Consider the following 17,073-nt stretch of genomic DNA (forward strand, 5'->3'; position numbering starts at 1 on the left):
CTGCCCGTTCCGCGGCACGGCGTGGCCGGCTCGGAGGCCCAGCGGGTTTCCCTGCCCGTTCCGCGGCGAGGCGCGGCCGGCTCAGCGGGCTTCGGCCAGCCAGCCGCGGTAGCGTCGAAGCAGCCGGGCGCGGCGCCGCGTGTCCAGGCGCAGCGCGGCGTCGGGGTCGGCGGTCTCGGGAGCGGTTCCGCGGGCGGCGGCGCGGCGGAGTATCCAGCGGACGGCGGCCTGTTTCGCGGCGGAGGCCGTGGCCTTGTCGGCTGCCGACGAGGCGGGCAGCGGCTCGGGGGCGGGTCGTCCGTGGAACCAGTCGTGGGGAAGGGCGGGGCGTTGCGCGAGGGCGGTGGCCACCCCGGCGACGGCCACCCCGGCGCGCAGGACCTCACGGGCCCCTTCCACGGTTCTGATGCCGCCGGTCAGCATGACGGGGACCGGCGAGGCCGCGACGATCTCGTGGGCGAGGTCGAGAAAGTACGCCTCTCGCTCCCGGGTGCTCTCGTCGAGGCCGGCTCCGTGCATGACCGGGCGCTCGGCGCTGCCGCCCGACAACTCCACCAAGTCCACCGGGTGCTCGCCCAGCAGTTCGACGACCCGTACCGCGTCCTGCTGCCGGAAGCCGCCGCGCTGGAAGTCCGCCGTGTTGAGCTTGACGCCGAGCGCGGCGTGGGCGGGCATGGCCGCGCGTACGGCCGCCACGATCTCGATCAGCAGCCGGGCCCGCCGCTCGACCGGGCCGCCCCAGCGGTCGGTGCGCCGGTTGGCGAGCGGGGACAGGAACTGCGACAGCAGGTAACCGTGCGCGGCGTGGATCTGCACACCGGTGAAGCCCGCCTCGATCGCGCGAGCCGCGCTGGTGGCGAACATCGCGATCACGGCCCGGATGTCGTCGTCGTCCATGGCGACCGGCCGGGCGAAGCCGCCCGCCCCGGAGATCGGCACGCCCGACGGTGACCAGGCGACGCCGCCGAGGTCGGCGCGCACCTGGCGTCCGGGGTGGTTGAGCTGCATCCACGCGGCGGCGCCGCCGGAGCGTGCGGCGGCGGCCCAGGCCGCGAACGGCTGAAGCGGCGCCCGCGCGTCGAGGACGACCCCGGCCGGCCCGGTCATCGCGCGGGCGTCCACCATGACGTTGCCGGTGATGAGCAGGCCGGCGCCGCCGGCGGCCCAGGCGCGGTAGAGCTTGCGGAGGCGGTGGTCGGGAATCTGGCCGGGCGCCGCGAGGTTCTCCTCCATCGAGGCCTTGGCGACCCGGTTGCGCAGCACCGCGCCGCGGGGAAGGGACAGTGGGGAGAACAGCACTTCAGCCTGGTCCGAGCCGTGCACGTGTTGCAGGTTATGCAAAGGTTTGGGCATTATGCAATACATGGACATGCAGGGGATCAATCCGGCCATCGGCGCCGAGCCCGCTCCGATCGTGCTCGGCGGCAACGTGTTCGGCTGGACCGCCGACCGCGACGCCTCGTTCGCCGTCCTGGACGCGTACGTGGCGGCGGGCGGCACGCTCATCGACACCGCCGACTCCTACTCGCAATGGGCCCCGGGCAACTCCGGCGGCGAGTCGGAAACGATCATCGGCGCCTGGCTGGCCGGGCGCGGCGACGGCCCGCCGGTGTCGATCGCCAGCAAGGTGAGCCAGTCGAAGCACCGGCAGGGGCTCGCCCCCGACAACATCCGCGCCGCGGCCGACGACTCCCTCGCCCGGCTCGGGCGTTCGTCGATCGACCTCTACTACGCCCACTTCGACGAGGAGGGTCGTCCCATCGAGGAGATCGCGCGGGCCTTCTCCCGGTTGCGGGACGACAAGCTCATCGCCGCGATCGGCGTGTCCAACTTCAGCGCGGAGCGGATCGCCGCGTGGCTGGACGTGGCGGAGCGGGAGGGGCTGCACGCCCCGGCTGTGATCCAGAAGGAGTACAGCCTCATGGAGCGCGGCATCGAGGCCGACGTCATTCCCCTCGCCCGCGAGCGTGGCCTGACCGTCATGACGTACTACTCGCTCGCCCGCGGATTCCTCACCGGCAAGTACCGCGACGGCGCGACGGTGCGCAGCCCCAGGGCCCAGGCCGCGGCGGCGTACCTGGACGAGCGCGGCCACGCGGTGCTCGGCGCGCTCGACGAGGTGGCCGCCCGCCACCAGGCCGCGCCGGCCGCCGTCGCCCTGGCCTGGCTGGCCGTCCGGCCCGCCGTCAGCGGCGTCATCGCCTCCGCCCGCGACACCGGCCAACTGCGCGACCTCCTCGCCGCCCGGCAGGTGCGGCTCAGCGAAGAGGACGTCGCCCGGCTCGACGCGGCCTCCGCGGCGGGCCGATGACACGGACCGGCGCTGCGGCTCGACGCGGCCTCCCCGGCGGGACGGTGACGCGGACCGGCGCGACGGCTCGACGCGGCCTACGCAGCGGGACGGTGACGCGGACCGGTGGATGTCCGGTGCGGTGGCGTCGGCGTGCCTGAGCGCGATCGCCGCTGACTAGGATTCAAGCATGGGCGATTGGACCCCACCCGCCGCCGGAGGGGACCGGCAATCCGGGCAGAACGTGATCGTCGCGCTCCGCCGGGGCCTGGACATCCTCGACATGTTCAGCGCCGACCGGCGGGTGGTCGGCATCACCGACATCGCCCTCGAACTCGGCATTCACAAGTCCAGCGCGTCCCGGCTGGCGGCGACCCTGGCCTCGGCCGGATACCTCGTGGCGGCCTCGGCCGGCAACTACACGCTCGGGCCGCGGATCGCCGTGCTCGGCTCGCTGCTGGCCGCCCGTCAGGATCTCGCCTCAGTGGTCACCCCGTTCCTGCGGGAGCTGGTCGAACGCACCGGCGAGACCGGGCACCTGGCCGTGCTCGACGACACCGTCGCCAAGACCGTGCAGGTGGTCGACGGCTGGCACACGGTGCGCATGCACTCCTGGGCCGGCAAGCTGTCGCCGGCGCACTGCAGCTCGATGGGCAAGGCGCTGCTGGCGGGCCTGGACAGCGCCGAGGTCGGGAAGCGGTATCCGGACGCGGAGCTGCCGGTGCGGACCGTGCACACCATCGGCACGGTCGAGCGGCTGCACGACGAGCTGGCGCGCATCCGCCGCACCGGGTACAGCCTCGACAACGAGGAACTGGAGGCGGGGCTGCGCTGCGTGGCCGCGCCGGTCTTCTCGCCCGAAGGGGTCGTGGACGCCAGCATCAGCATCTCCGGGCCCGCGCAGCGGCTGACCCGCGACCGCATGGGGGTCCTGACCAAGCTGGTGCGCTGGTACGCGTGGCGGGCGAGCATGGCGCGCGGCCTGCTCACCGTGCCACCGGGCTGGGCGGCGGCGCCCACGGAGGAACCGCCGGCCCCGGACTGGATAGACCGGCCCGGGACCGCCGACCGGCCCGACTCCTGAACGACCGACCGGCCCAGAATCGCCGACCGGCCCGGCACCTCAACGACCGACCGCCTCTGGACCCGCCGACCGGTCCGAGGCCTGAGCGGTCGCCGGGCCCGCCACCCCGACGCCTGAGCGGTCGAACGAGGTCCGCCACCCCGACGCCTGAGCGGTCGAACGAGGTCCGCCGCTCCGGGTCAGCGGGCGGCGTCCAGGCCCGCGAGGTAGCCGAAGGTCATGCCCACGGCGAGGGTCGCTCCCGGCCCCGGGTAGCCGTCGCGGGTCCAGAAGGCCGCGGCGTTGCCGACCGCGTACAGGCCGGGCAGGGGCGTTGCCTCGCGGGTGAGGGCGCGCCCGGCGGTGTCGGTGACGGGCCCGCCCTTGGACCCGATCACTCCTGAGTACACGCGCATCGCGTAGTACGGCGGCCGGTCGATCGGGCCCAGGCAGCGGTTGCCCTCCTGCCAGGGGTCGCCGTAGTAGTCGTCGTAGGCGTTCGCGCCCCGCTGGAAGTCGTGGTCGACGCCCTCGGCGCAGAAGCCGTTCCAGCGCTCGACGGTCGCGGCGAGCCCGTCCGGGTCCACGCCGATGCGCGCGGCGAGGGTGGCCAGGTCCGCACCGGTGACGATGTGGCCCGGCAGCGGGCCGTCCGGCGTCAGCCCGGGGAGCGGGTAGCGCTCGCGGAAGCCCTCGTCGAAGATCAGGTAGGCTTCGTCGCCGGGTTCGAGCCGGTGCATGGCCTTGCCGAACTCGTTGTACGGCGCCGCCTCGTCCACGAAGCGCCGGCCCTGCCGGTTGACCACGATCTGCCGCGGTACACCGCGCTCGCGTACGAGGCCGCGCGGGTACGGCCGGCCGTCGACGAGGTCGCCCTCGGGCCGCGCCATGGGCATCCACCAGCCTTCGGACAGGTTGTCGACGGGCAGGCCCAGGTCGTCGGCGACGGTGAGAGCGATCCCGGTGTCGCTGGGCGCCGAGGCGGACACGCCGAGCCCGGCCGGCAGCAGCCGGTGGCGCAGCTCGTCCGTCGCGTCGAAGGCGCCGGTGGCCAGCACGACCGAGGACGCCCGGATGATCCGCTCACCGTCGCCGTCCCGCACCCGCACGCCAGTGACAGCGCCGTCGCGCACCCGCACGCCGGTGACAATGCCGTCACCCTCACCCTCACCGGAGCCGTCGTCCTTACCGAGGCCGTCGCCCTTACCGGAGCCGTCGCCGGTCAGCACCCCGAGCAGCGCGGTGCCGGTCCTGACCGTGGCTCCGGCCCTGACGACCCCGTCGAGCAGCGCCGCCACCAGGCCAACCCCACCGGTGCGGATCCCCTGCTCCATCCTGTCCGCGAGCAGCTCACGATCCATACCGGCCGGATAACGCCACTTCTCCCACTCGGCGTGGGTGATCGGGCTGTACCCCGGCGGCTGCCGGACCGCGCGCGCCTCGGGCACCAGTTCGCGAAGGTCGACCGGCGCCACGTCGAAGCACCGCCCCCCGCGGGTAGCCCCGGCGCGGTCCTGGTGGTAGTCGGGGTAGTTCGGGCAGACGACGAACCGGTGCGGGGAGTGCTTCTCCACGAAGGCGGCCATCACGCGGGCCTCACGGACGAACGTGCGGATCATCGCCTCGTACCGGGTGTCGAAGATCTGGTCGAGGTACCGGTTCGCCAGCTCGTCGGAGTCACCGGCGTTCTCGGGGGTGCCGTTGGCGGGCAGCCACACGCGCCCGCCGCCGAGCGCGCTGGTGCCGCCGATCTCGCCCGCCGATTCGATCACCAGGGTGCGCGCGCCGCTCGTGGCCGCGGCCAGGGCGGCCGTGAGCCCGGCGGCGCCGCTTCCGGCGACGACGACGTCGTAGGTCTCGCTCATCGATGTCCTCTCATTCCGGCCGGCGCAGGTTGAGCACCACGATGCGCGGGTCGGTCATGTCGTGGACCGCGTACCGGGGTCCCTCCACGCCGTGCCCGCTGTCCTTGACCCCGCCGTACGGCATGGCGTCGGCGTGGTAGCTGGAGGTGTCGTTGATCATGACGCCGCCGACGCGCAGGGTGCGGGCGGCGTGGAAGGCGCGGTCGAGGTCCTGGGTGAAGACGCCGGCCTGCAGCCCGTACCGGCCCGCGTTGACCCTGGCGATCGCGTCGTCGAGGTCGCGCACGGGCACGACGGACACGACGGGCGCGAAGATCTCCTCGGTCAGCACCTCGCTCTCCTCGGGCGGCTCGGCCAGCAGCGCCGGCGTGAGCACGCTGTCGGAGCGCTCGCCGCCGACCCGCAGCCGTGCCGATCTGCCCGCCGTCTCGACCCAGGTCGCGGCGCGCCGGGCGGCGGCCTCGGAGATGAGCGGGCCCACGTCGGTGCCGGCCGCCCGCGGGTCTCCTGCCTTGAGCCCGGCGACGCGGTCGGCCAGCGCGGTGGTCAGCTCGTCGAAGCGGGTGTGCTCGACCAGGATGCGCTGCACGCTGGTGCACACCTGGCCGGCCTTGCGGAAGCCGGCCGTCGCCACCAGCCGTACGACGTCGTCGAGCCGGGCATCGGCGGCGACGATCGAGACGCTGTTGGAGCCCAGTTCGAGGTGGGTCCTGGCGAGGCCGGCGCCGGCGGAGATGACGCGTCCCACGGCGGTGGAGCCGGTGAAGGTGTAGAAGCGCACCCGGTCGTCGTCGAGCAGCGCGGGCCCGATCACGCCGCCCGGCGCGCACACGAGTTGCAGCAGGCCGGGCGGCAGCCCGGCGTCGATGAACGCGTTCACGACGTTGATCGCGCTCAGCGGCGTCTTCTCGGCCGGTTTGAGCACGACCGCGTTGCCCGCGGCGATGGCCGGGCCGACCTTGTGCGCGACGGTGGACAGGGGGGCGTTGAAGGGTGAGATCGCGACGACCACGCCGACGGGGACGCGGGTGGTGAAGGCCAGGCGGTTCTCGCTGCCGGGCGTGGCGGCGAGCGGCACCTGCTCGCCCGCGACGCGCAGCGCCTCCTCGGCGCTCAGCCGGTAGATGCCCACCGCCCGCCGCAGCTCGCCTCGCGCGTCGGATTCCAGGAAGCCGGTCTCTCCCACGTAGTCGTCCACGAGCCGATCCGCCCGTTCCTCCATCAGGTCGGCGACCCGGGACAGGATGCGGGCTCGCTCGCCCTCGCCCAGCGGGGTGTGTGAGGCGCGGTACGCGCCGGCGATCGCGTCCTCGGCGTCGGCCGGTGTGGCCTCGGCCACACCGGCAAGCACATCGCCGGAATATTTGTCCACAACTTCGATCCGGCCGGCCGCATCCCGCCACTCGCCGTCGATGTACAGGCCGCTCGCGCGTGCCGCTGTGCTCATTCAGGTCTCCTTCGCCCGCACGACCGTTGACGTGCGAGTCAGACACTACCTACCATCTCACATCATGCAAGGCGTTGCATGTGATGCAATGCGATGGAGATCGCTGTGCTCCTACCAGCGGAATCAATCATGGAGGTCAGCTGTGAGCCTCACCGGCGCACAGATCATCACCGAATACCTGGTCCGCGAGAACGTGCCCTACGCCGTCGGTCTCTGCGGCCACGGAGACCTCGGCCTGCTGGACGCGCTCGTGGAGCGGCAGGACGAGATCACGACGATCTCGGTTCACCACGAGTCGCTGGCGGGGTTCATCGCCGACGCCTACCACCGCATCACGCACCAGCCGCTGGCGACCTTCACCTCGTGCGGTCCCGGCTCGGCCAACCTGCCCATCGCCCTCGGCTCCGCGCTGATGGACGACTCCGCCTTCCTGGCGATCACCGGCAACGTCGCGACGAGCCAGTTCAACCGCGGGCCGTTCCAGGAGACCGGGCGGCACTTCCAGGCCGACTTCCCCAGCGCGCTCCGGCCGTACGTCAAGCGCAGCTACCAGGCCACCCGCGCCGAGCAGCTCCCGCTCATGCTGCGGCAGGCGTTCGCGCAGATGCGCGGCGGCCGTCCAGGCCCCGTGCACCTGGACGTGCCGCTGGACGTGTTCGTGGACCGCACCGACGCGCCGGTCCCCGACCCCGCCGACTGGGGCACCCGTCGGCCGTCCGCACCGGGCGCCGGGCGCGCCGAGCTCGACGCGGCCTGCGCGCTCATCCGCGACTCCGCCCGCGTGGTGATCGTCGCCGGGTCCGGGGTGGAGGGCAGTGAGGCGGAGGCCGAGCTGCTGGCCTTCGCCAGGGAGCACGGCCTCCCTGTCGCGACCTCGCCGCTGGGCAAGTCGGGATTTCCGAGCAGCGATCCGCTGGCGCTGGGCGCGACCGGCCGCAACGGCACCTACCAGGCCAACCACGCGGCCAGGAACGCCGAGCTGGTGCTGGCGTTCGGCACCCGGTTCGACGACCGGTCGACCAGCTCGTGGCTGCCCGGCTACACCTACTCCTTCCCGCCCGCGAAACTCGTCCACGTCCACGTGGACGCCCAGGAGCTGGGCCGCAACTTCCCGCCCACGCTGGGCATCTGCGCCTCGCCGCGCGAGGTGCTCGCCCAGTTGCGCGAGCGGCTGCCCGATTTCCCGCCGTCCGGCGCGGTCGCCGAGGGGCGCCGCCGCTGGCTGGACGAGCTCGGCGAGGCGCGGGCGCGGTGGGTCGCGCACACCGAGCCGCACGACCACTCCGACGCCTCCCCCATCCGGCCGGAGCGGGTGCTGGCCGAGCTGCGCGGCGCGCTGCCCGCCGACGGCATCCTGCTCAGCGACGTGGGCGTGCACCACAACTGGATCGTGCAGAACTGGCGCACCGACGCGCCCCGCACCGTGCTGCAGAGCTGGGGTTTCGCCTCGATGGGCTTCGGCGTCGGCGGCGTGCTGGGCGCGCACCTCGCCGCGCCGGAGCGGCCCGGCGTCGCGGTCGTCGGCGACGGCGGTTTCCTGATGTTCCCCAGCGCCGTGGCGACCGCCGTCGAGTACGACATCCCCGCCGTCTGGGTCGTCTGGAACAACGGCGGCTACGTCTCCATCCGCGACCAGCAGAAGCTCTACTTCGGCGCGGACCGGCAGCTCGCCACGAGTTTCGAGCACGTCCCGAGCCGCACGCCGTACTCGGCGGACTTCGCCGCGCTCGCCCGCTCGATGGGCGGCGAGGGCCTCACCGTCACCGAGGCGTCCGACCTCGGGGCGGCGCTGAAGACCGCGATCGACCTGCGCCGTCCCGTCGTGGTCGACGTGCGCGTCGATGACGCGGTCGGCCCGCCGGCCGCGGCCACCTGGGAGCTGCCGCCGCTCCCCCACCCCGAGCCGTCGTTCGGCTGGCCGCAGGCTCCGGAGGGAACGCGATGAAAGCGCTGGTCAAAACCGCACCCGGCCCCGGCGGGCTGGAATGGGCCGACGTCCCGGAGCCCCGGCCCGCCGCAGGGGAGGTGCTGCTCGAACTGGTGGCCGCCGGTCTGTGCCACACCGACCTGGGCATGATCAACGGGGACTACGGCCCCGGCAGCGGGTACGCGCCCAGCTTCCCCCTCGTGCTCGGCCACGAGTACACCGGCCGCGTGGTGGAGGCGGGGCCGGGCACCGCCGTCCCCGTCGGCAGCCGCGTCGTCGGCAGCGCGCACCTCACGTGCGGCACGTGCGCCTGGTGCCGCCGGGGCCGGTCCATGTTGTGCGAGAGCCGCAAGGTCCTCGGGCTCGACGTGGACGGGGTGTTCGCCGAGCGCTTCACCGTGCCGGCGCGCAACCTCGCGATCCTTCCGCCTGACCTGCCCGACCGGCTGGCCGTGCTGGCGGAGCCGTTCGCCGTCGCGGCGCACGCCGTGGACGTCGCCCGGCTCGGCCCCGGCGACGACGTCTGCGTCATCGGCCCCGGCACCATCGGCCTGCTCACCCTCGGCGCGCTCGCCGGGCGGCGGGTCACCGTGGTCGGCAGGGCCGAGGACGCCCCGCGGCGGGCGATGGAGCTCGGCGCGGCCGCGGTCGTCACCGCCCCCGACGAGGTCGAGGCCCTGTACGGCCGGTTCGACGTGGTGTTCGAGACCGCGGGCAGCGCGCCGGCGGTGACCACCGCGACCCGGCTGCTCGGCCGCGGCGGGCGGCTGATCTGCGTCGGGCTTCCGGCCGGACAGGCCAGCTTCTCCTCCGCCCAGCTTGCCTGGAACGAGCAGACGATCGTCGGCTCCCGCGCCTACGACGTCTCCACCTGGGCCTCCGTACCCGCCCGGCTCGGCGCCGCCCCCGCGCTGGAATCCATCGTCACGCACACCGTGCACCTGTCGGACCACCGGCGCGCGCTGGAGCTGGTCGAGTCCCGGCAGGCGGCCAAGGTGCTGCTGCACTCCTGAGGAAGGCAAGACGTTGAGCGAACAATCGCCCGACCGCGCGGACGTCGTCGTCATCGGCGGCGGCAACGCCGGTTTCTCCGCAGCCCATGCCGCCGCAGAACGCGGGCGCCGGGTCGTCCTGCTGGAACGCGCACCGCGCGAGCTGGCCGGTGGCAACAGCTACTACACGGCGGGCGCGACCCGCGTCGTGCACGCCGGTCTGGACGACCTGCTGGACTTCGTCGAACCCGACGAGCGGCACCCCCGCACCGTGGTGCCCGCCTACTCCGCGGACGAGTTCGCCGCCGACCTGGTCAAGGTGACCGGCGGGCGCAACGACGCCCGGATGACCGAGCTGCTGATCGGCGACAGCGCGGGCACGATCCGCTGGCTCGCCGCCAAGGGCGTCCGGTACCGGCTGATGTACGAGCGGCAGGCGTACGAGCGGGAGGACGGCGGTTTCCTGTTCTGGGGCGGCCTGCACGTCGGCAACGTCGGCGGCGGCGTCGGCCTCGTCGCCGACCACACCCGCGTCGCCGAGACCGAGGGCGTCGGCATCCGCTACGGCCACCAGGTGACGGGCTTCCTCACCGGCGACGGCGGGAGCGTGACCGGTGTCCGGTACGAGAGCGCCGATGGCGTCACCGGCGAGCTGCGGGCGGACTCGGTGATCATCGCCTCCGGCGGGTTCGAGGCCGACCCGGGGATGCGGGAGGAGCACCTCGGCGCCGGTTGGGGCAGGGCGAAGGTCCGCGGCACGCCGTACAACACCGGTGAGCTGCTGCTCCGCGCGCTGGAACTCGGCGCCGCCCGCGGCGGCGACTGGACGACCTGCCACAGCGTGGCATGGGACGCGCTCGCCGAGCACAACGAGAGCAACCGCGAGCTGACCAACCGCCTCACGCGGCAGAGCTACCCGCTCGGCATCGTCGTCAACGCCGAAGGCAGGCGTTTCCTCGACGAGGGCGCCGACTTCCGCAACTACACCTACGCCAAGTACGGCCGGGAGATCCTGCGCCAGCCCGGCTCGATCGCCTACCAGATCTACGACGCCAGGCTCCGGCCGCTGCTCCGCACCGAGGAGTACGACATGCCGGGCATCAGCGTCGTCGAGGCCGGCAGCGTCGAGGAGCTCGCCGACGGCCTCGGCATCGACGCCGCCGCGCTCTCCTCCACCGTCAAGGAGTTCAACGCGTCGATCGAGACGGACCGCCCGTTCGACCCCACCGTCAAGGACGGCAGGCGCGCCCGCGTGACTCCCCCGAAGAGCAACTGGGCCTCGCCGATCGACCGTCCGCCCTTCTACGCCTACCCGGTGACCTGCGGCATCACCTTCACCTTCGGCGGGCTGAAGGGCGACGACCACGGGCGCGTCCTGCGTGAGGACGGCACCGTCGTCCCGGGGCTGTTCGCGGCGGGCGAGGCGCTGGGCGGCCTGTTCAGCGGCAACTATCCGGGCGGCACGGGCCTGACCGCCGGAATGGTGTTCGGCCGGCGGGCCGGCTCCGTCGCCTGACACCTCCTGGCGGCTCGCCGGAGCCGCCGCCCCTTCGACTCCCCGCAAAGACTTCCCCGCAAAGACACCCCTGCAAAGACACCCCTGCAAAGTCACCCCTGCGAAGTCACCCCCGCAAAGACACCCCTGCGAAACCCCCCTTGCGAAGACTCTCCTGCGAAGCGGAGACCATCATGACCACCGACCCGACCTCGACGCAGACCTCCCCCGACCCGAAGGACGTCCGCACCGCCGTCTCCTCCGGCGTCATCGGAACCGCCGTGGAGTACTACGACTTCTTCGTGTACGGCACCGCGGCGGCGCTCGTCCTCAACAAGCTGTTCTTCCCGACCTTCTCCCCCGCGCTGGGCACGCTCGCGGCGTTCGCGACCTTCGCCGTGGGCTTCGTGGTGCGGCCGATCGGCGCCATCGTCCTCGGCCACGTCGGCGACCGGGTCGGGCGCAAGAAGGCGCTGGTGTTCTCGCTCGTGCTGATGGGCGTGGCCACGTTCGCCATCGGCCTGCTGCCGACCTACTCCACGGCAGGGGTTCTCGCGCCGATCCTGCTGGTGACGCTGCGGCTGGTCCAGGGGCTGGCCCTCGGCGGCGAGTGGGGCGGCGCCACCGTGCTCGCCTCCGAGTACGCCTCGCGCGGCAACCGCGGCTTCCTCGCCTCCTTCGTCCAGCTCGGCTCGCCGCTCGGGCTGCTCATGTCCAGCGGCGCGTTCGCCCTCGTGGGTCTCGGCTCGGACGAGTTCGTCCAGAGCTGGGGCTGGCGGATCCCGTTCCTGGCCAGCGCCGTCCTGGTGGCCATCGGCCTGTACATCCGGGTCCGGATCATGGAGTCGCCCGAGTTCAGGCGCGCCACCGCGGCGGGCGAGATGTCCACCCGGGCCCCGCTCGTCGAGGTGTTCAGGTACTCGTGGCAGCAGGTGCTGATCGCCATCGGCATCCGCTTCGTGCCCGACATCGGGTTCTACATGGCCGCCACGTTCCTGGTCAGCTACGCGACGACGAGCATGAACTATCCCCGTGGAGCCATTCTGACCTGCGTGATGGTCGCCGCGGCGATCGAGCTGTTCACCATCCCGCTCTTCGGCCGGCTGTCCGACCGCGTCGGCCGCAAGAAGGTCTACATCTTCGGGGTCGTGGCCATGACCGCGCTCGCCTTCCCGCTGTTCGCCCTGCTCGAAAGCGGCTCGATCTTCCTGACCGGGGTGGGCGTGACGCTGGCGCTGGCCGTCGCGCACGCCTCCACCTGGGGGCTGAGCGCGGCGATCAACTCGGAGCTGTTCCCGACCCGGTACCGGACGACGGGCGCGGGTCTCGGCCTCAACGTGTCCAACATCGTCGGCGGCGGCCCTGCCCCGCTCATCGCGTCCGCCCTGGTGATCAGCGCCGGCGGCGGGTCGTGGCTGGTGTCGCTGTACATCGTCGCGGCCGGGGTGATCAGCCTGATCGCGATCGTGTCCATGGCGGAGACCTCCGGCCGGGACCTGGCCGAGGACTACAGCAGGCGCACGGCACCCACCGGCTTCACCCCCGAAGTGCGGGGTCAGGCCCTGTGACCGTGCTCGCGGGCGCGGCATTTCCCGGGCACCCGCTCGTACGCGGCCTCGCAGGGCTCGGCGGGCGGGTGGCCGGCTTCGGCCGGTTCACCCGGGGATCGCTTCCGTCGCGGCCACCGCGGCGAGCCGGTCCGCCCACGGCGGCTCGCCCGTACCTGGCCGACCTCGACACCCAAGGGAACCGTTCATGACCCGACCCGCTCTCGCCCTCGGCGGCACCACCTACAGCTGGCTGCACCAGGCCCCGTTCCACGACGCGCTCCGCGGCCTGGCCGCGACCGGGTTCCGGCAGATCGAGATCACCACGGCCGCGCCCCACCTGCAGACGAGCGGCTTCGGCGCGTACGAACGCCACGAACTGCGCCGCGAGCTCGCCACGCTCGGACTGACCGTCACCTCCATCAACCCGGGCTTCCTGGACATCAACCTGATCAGCCCCAGCAACGACTTCCGCCGCGCCAGCCTCGACGCCGTCCTCGGCGAGATCGAACTCGCCCACGACCTCGAGGCCCCGATCGTCATCCTCATCCCGGGCCGCAGGCACGCGCTGTCCCCCGCGCCCGCCGAGGCCTGCCGCTGGTGGCTCGACCAGGCGCTGCACCTCCTCCTGGACCGGGCGGAGCAGCTGGGGGTGACGATCGCCCTGGAGACCAGCCCCTACGGCTACCTCGGCGACGCGTCCCAGCTCGCGGAGGTCGTCGACGAGATCGGCGCCCCGAACCTCGGCATCGCCTACGACGTCGCCAACACCATCGACCAGGAGGACCCGCTGGACGGCGTCCGCACGGCCGGCCACCGGATCCGGATCGCCCACATGAGCGACACCTGGCGCGGCCGGTGGGCCCACACCTCCCCGGGACGGGGCGAGGTCGACTTCGCCCGGTACGCCGAAGCGTTGCGCTCCATCGGCTTCGACGGCGTCACCGTCTTCGAGCTCATCGACCTCGAACCGCCGCTGCCGCGCCTGCACGACGACATCGCCGCCTTCGAAAAGCTGGGCTGGAGCCTGGGACACGCTGGCGCGGTGCCATGGCGCCCGGCCGGTGTGTCTCCGCCGGACGCTTGACGCTGCTTCCGGACTCATCTCGCTCTCATGGTCCTCCGATGCCGATCTTTCGGTCGTCCCTGGACCTGTAAGTTGTACCGGTGACCGCATCCGACCTGGACGTCGCCGACATGTGGCAGGGCCACTGTGACCGCTGGTTTCCCCTGCCGCTGCATGGCGCCGGGGTCGGCGACATCGATACGCGCCGGCGCGTCGTCGCGGGGCAGAGAGGGCGGGCCCACCTGCCGCCCGCCCCGGTCGGCCACTGCCACCGGCTGGGCGCCTGATGGAGGCTCGGTTGCGCTTGCAGGTCATGGGCCCGTTACGGGTATGGCGGGGTGATGCCGAGGTCGATGCCGGCCCCCGGCAGCAGCGGGCCTTGCTGGCATTGCTGCTGGCGCAGCACGGCCGGCCGGTCGGGCTGGGCGAGCTCGTCGACCTGATCTGGATGACGGACCCGCCGGCGAGTGCGGTGAATCTCATCCAGAAGTACATCGGTGCGCTACGCCGGGTGTTGGAACCCGGCGTGGCGCCGCGCTCGTCCGGGTCGTACCTGGCTCTCCATGGCAACGGCTACCGGCTGACGGCCGGTCCCGACGTGCTCGACCTGGCCGCCTTCGGCCGGTTCGTCACGGCGGCGAAAGCGGCGGCCGCCGCTGGGCGGACGGGTGAGGCGCTCGATCGGTACGCGGAGGCTCTGCGGCTGTGTCAGGGGCCGTCGGGCGGCGGCCTGGCGGACAACGCGGCGGCCGCGGCCGTCTTCGCCGGCATCGACGGTCAGTTCGTCGACGCGGCGGTCGATGCCGCCGGTATCGCGGTGGCCGAAGGCCGTCCGGGCGAGGTGCTCGCGCCGCTGCGGCTGGCCGCGAGAATGTTCCCGCTCCACGAACCCGTGCACGCGAGTCTCATGGTGGCGCTCGCCGGCGCCGATCACCAGGCCGAAGGGCTGGCGGTGTACCAGTCGATTCGTGAACGTCTCGCCGACGAGCTCGGTGTCGACCCGGGGCGCGGGCTGCGCGAGGCGTACCTGCGGGTGCTGACCCCGATCGTGGCGCCGCCCGCCGTGGTGGTCCCGGCCGAGCCGCCGCCCGCCGTGGTGGTCCCGGTCGAGCCGCCGCCCGCCGTGGTGGTCCCGGCCCAGTTGCCGCCCGATCTTCCGCTGTTCGTCGGACGCCGGGCGGAACTGGCCGCGCTCGACGACCTCGTGGCCGCGACGACCGGCCGCACCGGTCCGCTGGTGGTCGCGATGGACGGCATGGGCGGCGTGGGCAAGTCGACCCTCGCCGCGCACTTCGCGCACCGTGTCGCCCGGAAGTTCACCGACGGCCAGCTCTACCTCGACCTGCAAGGCCACGAGGACGACGGTGAGGGAGTCACTGCCGTCGAAGCCCTGCGCTCCCTGCTCTACGCACTGGGGTTGCGCGGGGCGGACGCCCCGGAGTCGCTGGAGGCGCTGGTGGGCGCCTACCGCAGCCTCACGGCCGGGAAGCGGATCCTGGTGCTCCTGGACAACGTCCGTGACCCGTCGCAGGTACAGCCGCTGTTGCCGGGTTCGGCCGGAAGTCTGGTGCTGGTCACCAGTCGTTTCCCGCAGGTGGGCCTGGCCGCCCTCGGGGGCGCCCGCCTCATCCGGGTCGATCTGCCCGACCCGCAGGTCGCCCGCGAGATGCTCGAACGGCGGCTCGCCCACACCGGACGTGTCACCGGCGGCGACGCCGAGTCCCTCGACGCGATCGTCGAGCTGTGCGGGCGGCTGCCACTGGCGCTGGCGATCCTGGGCGCCCGGCTCAGCGCCCGTCCGCGACTGTCGCTGGCGTCGGTCGTCGCGGAGTTGCGCGACGACGCCCACCGGCTGGCGGCGTTCCCCGGCGGGCGGGGCGTGCGTGACCCGCGTACGACGTTCGCGTGGTCGTACCGGCAGCTGAGTCCCGACGCGGCCCGGCTGTTCCGGCTGCTGTCGGTCGCGCTGACGCCGGGCATCACGGCCGAGGCGGCCGCGAGCCTGTCGGCGTGGGAGCCGCGACGCACCCGCGAGTCCCTCATGGAGCTGGCGGAGGCCGCGCTGGTGACGGAGGACGACCACGGCCGGTTCACCTCACACGTCCTGGTCAAGTCGTACGCGGAGGAGCTGTTCCGGGAGACCGAACCGCCCGCCGAGCGGGCGGCGGCGATCAGCAGGCTCCTGCAGCACTACCTGCACAGCGCTCTGAACGCCCAGTCCGAGCTGAAGAAGAGCTACCTCCGGAGCTCACCGCCGCCGCCTCCGCCGGACGGCGTGGTCGCCGAACGGCAGAGCTCACTGGAGAACGCCTACGGCTGGTTCGATCGTCACCGCGACGTTCTGTTCGAGGCTGTCCACGTCGCGTCCGAGGGCGACCACGGTGTCGACCCTTGGCGGCTGGCCCTGGCCATGCCGCAGTACCTGGAGAGCGCGGGCCTCTTCCGCGACTGGGAGGACGTCGTCCGCACGGCACTGCGGGCCGCCCGCGAGCGAGGCGACGCGATCGGCGAGGCGCACCTGTGCCGCAGCCTCGCCGGTCCCCGCTGGTACTCCGGCGCGAACGACGACGCCCTCGACCTGCTGCAGACCGCGTTGCGCCACTACACCGAGCACGGCATGACCACGGAGCAGAGTGCGGTGCTGACCAACCTCCAGAACATCTACGACTCGCTCGGCGAGCACGAGGTGGCGCTGGAACACGCCCGGCAGGCGGTGGCGCTGGGCCGGCTCAGCGGAGAGCGTCACACCGAGCTCAACGGCCTGTTGGGCATGGGCCAATCGCTCGCCGAGCTTGAACGGTTCGAGGAGGCGGTGCACGCGTTGCGGCAGGCGCTCGACATCGGCCGCGACCTCGACCAGCGGACCGAGGAAGCGATAGGCCGGCACCTGCTCGCGCAGAGCCTCGCGGGCATGGGCCGGGCCGACGAGGCGATCGAGGAGTACACCGCGGCCGTCCAGCTGGCCGGCGTGCTGGCGCACGGACCGATCCAGGTCTATTCGCTCCGGGATCTGTCGAAACTTCTGCTGTCGACGGGTGACGTGGCCGGGGCGCGGCGGGCGTTCGAGCGCGCCGTCGAGCTGATGGGCACCTTTCAGGACGGTGGGCCCGGATTCCTGCGGGCCGACCTCGAGCAGCTCGCACAACTGCTCGCCCGGCACCGCTAGTGCTGTGATCAAAGACGATCGTGCCGCGGATGCGCGGTTCAGGGTGGGCAGGGGGCCGAGGTCCTACCCGCGGTCGCGCTCGTGGAAGGTCCACTGATGACCAGCGCCATAGGAGCCGGACGTGGCGTAGACGGAGCCCAGGAAGCTGTACCCCACAAGCCGGCGGGCCGTTTTGCCCGGCACGCGACCGGTGCGGCGCGGGCGTAGGGAATCCG

Annotated in this window: 12 protein-coding genes; 9 read left to right on the forward strand and 3 right to left on the reverse strand. The window is 72.9% G+C overall.

Going from position 1 to position 17,073, the window contains the following annotated elements:
- Positions 1–81: 81 nt before the first annotated feature.
- A complete protein-coding gene (locus FXF51_RS41780) occupies positions 82–1,323 on the reverse strand; it encodes a HisA/HisF-related TIM barrel protein (protein WP_262380174.1) in 1,242 nt (413 codons plus the stop codon).
- A gap of 40 nt (positions 1,324–1,363) precedes the next feature.
- On the opposite strand from FXF51_RS41780, the gene FXF51_RS41785 reads away from it, so the two are divergent.
- Positions 1,364–2,311 (forward strand): aldo/keto reductase, encoded by a 948-nt coding sequence (locus FXF51_RS41785; protein WP_316247663.1) that lies wholly within the window; start codon positions 1,364–1,366, stop codon positions 2,309–2,311.
- A gap of 169 nt (positions 2,312–2,480) precedes the next feature.
- On the forward strand, positions 2,481–3,374 hold the full coding sequence (locus FXF51_RS41790) for an IclR family transcriptional regulator (protein ID WP_187414868.1): 894 nt from the start codon (positions 2,481–2,483) through the stop codon (positions 3,372–3,374).
- 179 nt (positions 3,375–3,553) lie between these two features.
- Here FXF51_RS41790 and FXF51_RS41800 read toward each other — a convergent pair whose 3' ends face one another.
- Both FXF51_RS41800 and FXF51_RS41805 read right to left on the reverse strand, forming a co-directional pair.
- On the reverse strand, positions 3,554–5,218 hold the full coding sequence (locus FXF51_RS41800) for an FAD-dependent oxidoreductase (RefSeq protein ID WP_148440316.1): 1,665 nt from the start codon (positions 5,216–5,218) through the stop codon (positions 3,554–3,556).
- Positions 5,219–5,228: 10 nt separating this feature from the next.
- The gene (locus FXF51_RS41805) at positions 5,229–6,665 is read right to left on the reverse strand and encodes an aldehyde dehydrogenase family protein (protein WP_148440317.1); all 1,437 of its coding nucleotides are present in this window, start codon (positions 6,663–6,665) and stop codon (positions 5,229–5,231) included.
- Between the two features lie 142 nt (positions 6,666–6,807).
- On the opposite strand from FXF51_RS41805, the gene FXF51_RS41810 reads away from it, so the two are divergent.
- The 7 genes from FXF51_RS41810 to FXF51_RS41840 all read left to right on the forward strand — a co-directional run bounded on the left by FXF51_RS41810 (position 6,808) and on the right by FXF51_RS41840 (position 16,858).
- Positions 6,808–8,610, forward strand: coding sequence for a thiamine pyrophosphate-binding protein (locus FXF51_RS41810; RefSeq protein ID WP_222871697.1), 1,803 nt, complete (start codon positions 6,808–6,810; stop codon positions 8,608–8,610).
- Positions 8,607–9,605, forward strand: coding sequence for a zinc-dependent alcohol dehydrogenase (locus FXF51_RS41815; protein ID WP_148440319.1), 999 nt, complete (start codon positions 8,607–8,609; stop codon positions 9,603–9,605). The genes FXF51_RS41810 and FXF51_RS41815 overlap by 4 nt, the downstream gene beginning before the upstream one ends.
- A 13-nt stretch (positions 9,606–9,618) precedes the next feature.
- Positions 9,619–11,100, forward strand: a complete 1,482-nt coding sequence (gene tcuA, locus FXF51_RS41820; protein ID WP_148440320.1) for an FAD-dependent tricarballylate dehydrogenase TcuA — start codon at positions 9,619–9,621, stop codon at positions 11,098–11,100.
- Positions 11,101–11,273: 173 nt separating this feature from the next.
- Complete coding sequence (locus FXF51_RS41825) at positions 11,274–12,647, forward strand: MFS transporter (protein WP_148440321.1); 1,374 nt, start codon at positions 11,274–11,276, stop codon at positions 12,645–12,647.
- 187 nt (positions 12,648–12,834) lie between these two features.
- Positions 12,835–13,713 carry a sugar phosphate isomerase/epimerase family protein gene (locus FXF51_RS41830; RefSeq protein ID WP_148440322.1) on the forward strand — a complete coding sequence of 293 codons (879 nt, stop codon included), beginning with the start codon at positions 12,835–12,837 and terminating at the stop codon, positions 13,711–13,713.
- A gap of 80 nt (positions 13,714–13,793) precedes the next feature.
- Positions 13,794–13,979, forward strand: coding sequence for a hypothetical protein (locus tag FXF51_RS41835; RefSeq protein ID WP_148440323.1), 186 nt, complete (start codon positions 13,794–13,796; stop codon positions 13,977–13,979).
- 26 nt (positions 13,980–14,005) lie between these two features.
- Positions 14,006–16,858: an AfsR/SARP family transcriptional regulator gene (locus FXF51_RS41840; RefSeq protein ID WP_148440368.1), complete on the forward strand. Its 2,853-nt coding sequence runs from the start codon at positions 14,006–14,008 to the stop codon at positions 16,856–16,858.
- Positions 16,859–17,073 lie beyond the last annotated feature (215 nt).

It is taken from the genome of Nonomuraea sp. PA05 (assembly GCF_008086045.1).
Classification (GTDB): Bacteria; Actinomycetota; Actinomycetes; order Streptosporangiales; family Streptosporangiaceae; genus Nonomuraea; species Nonomuraea monospora.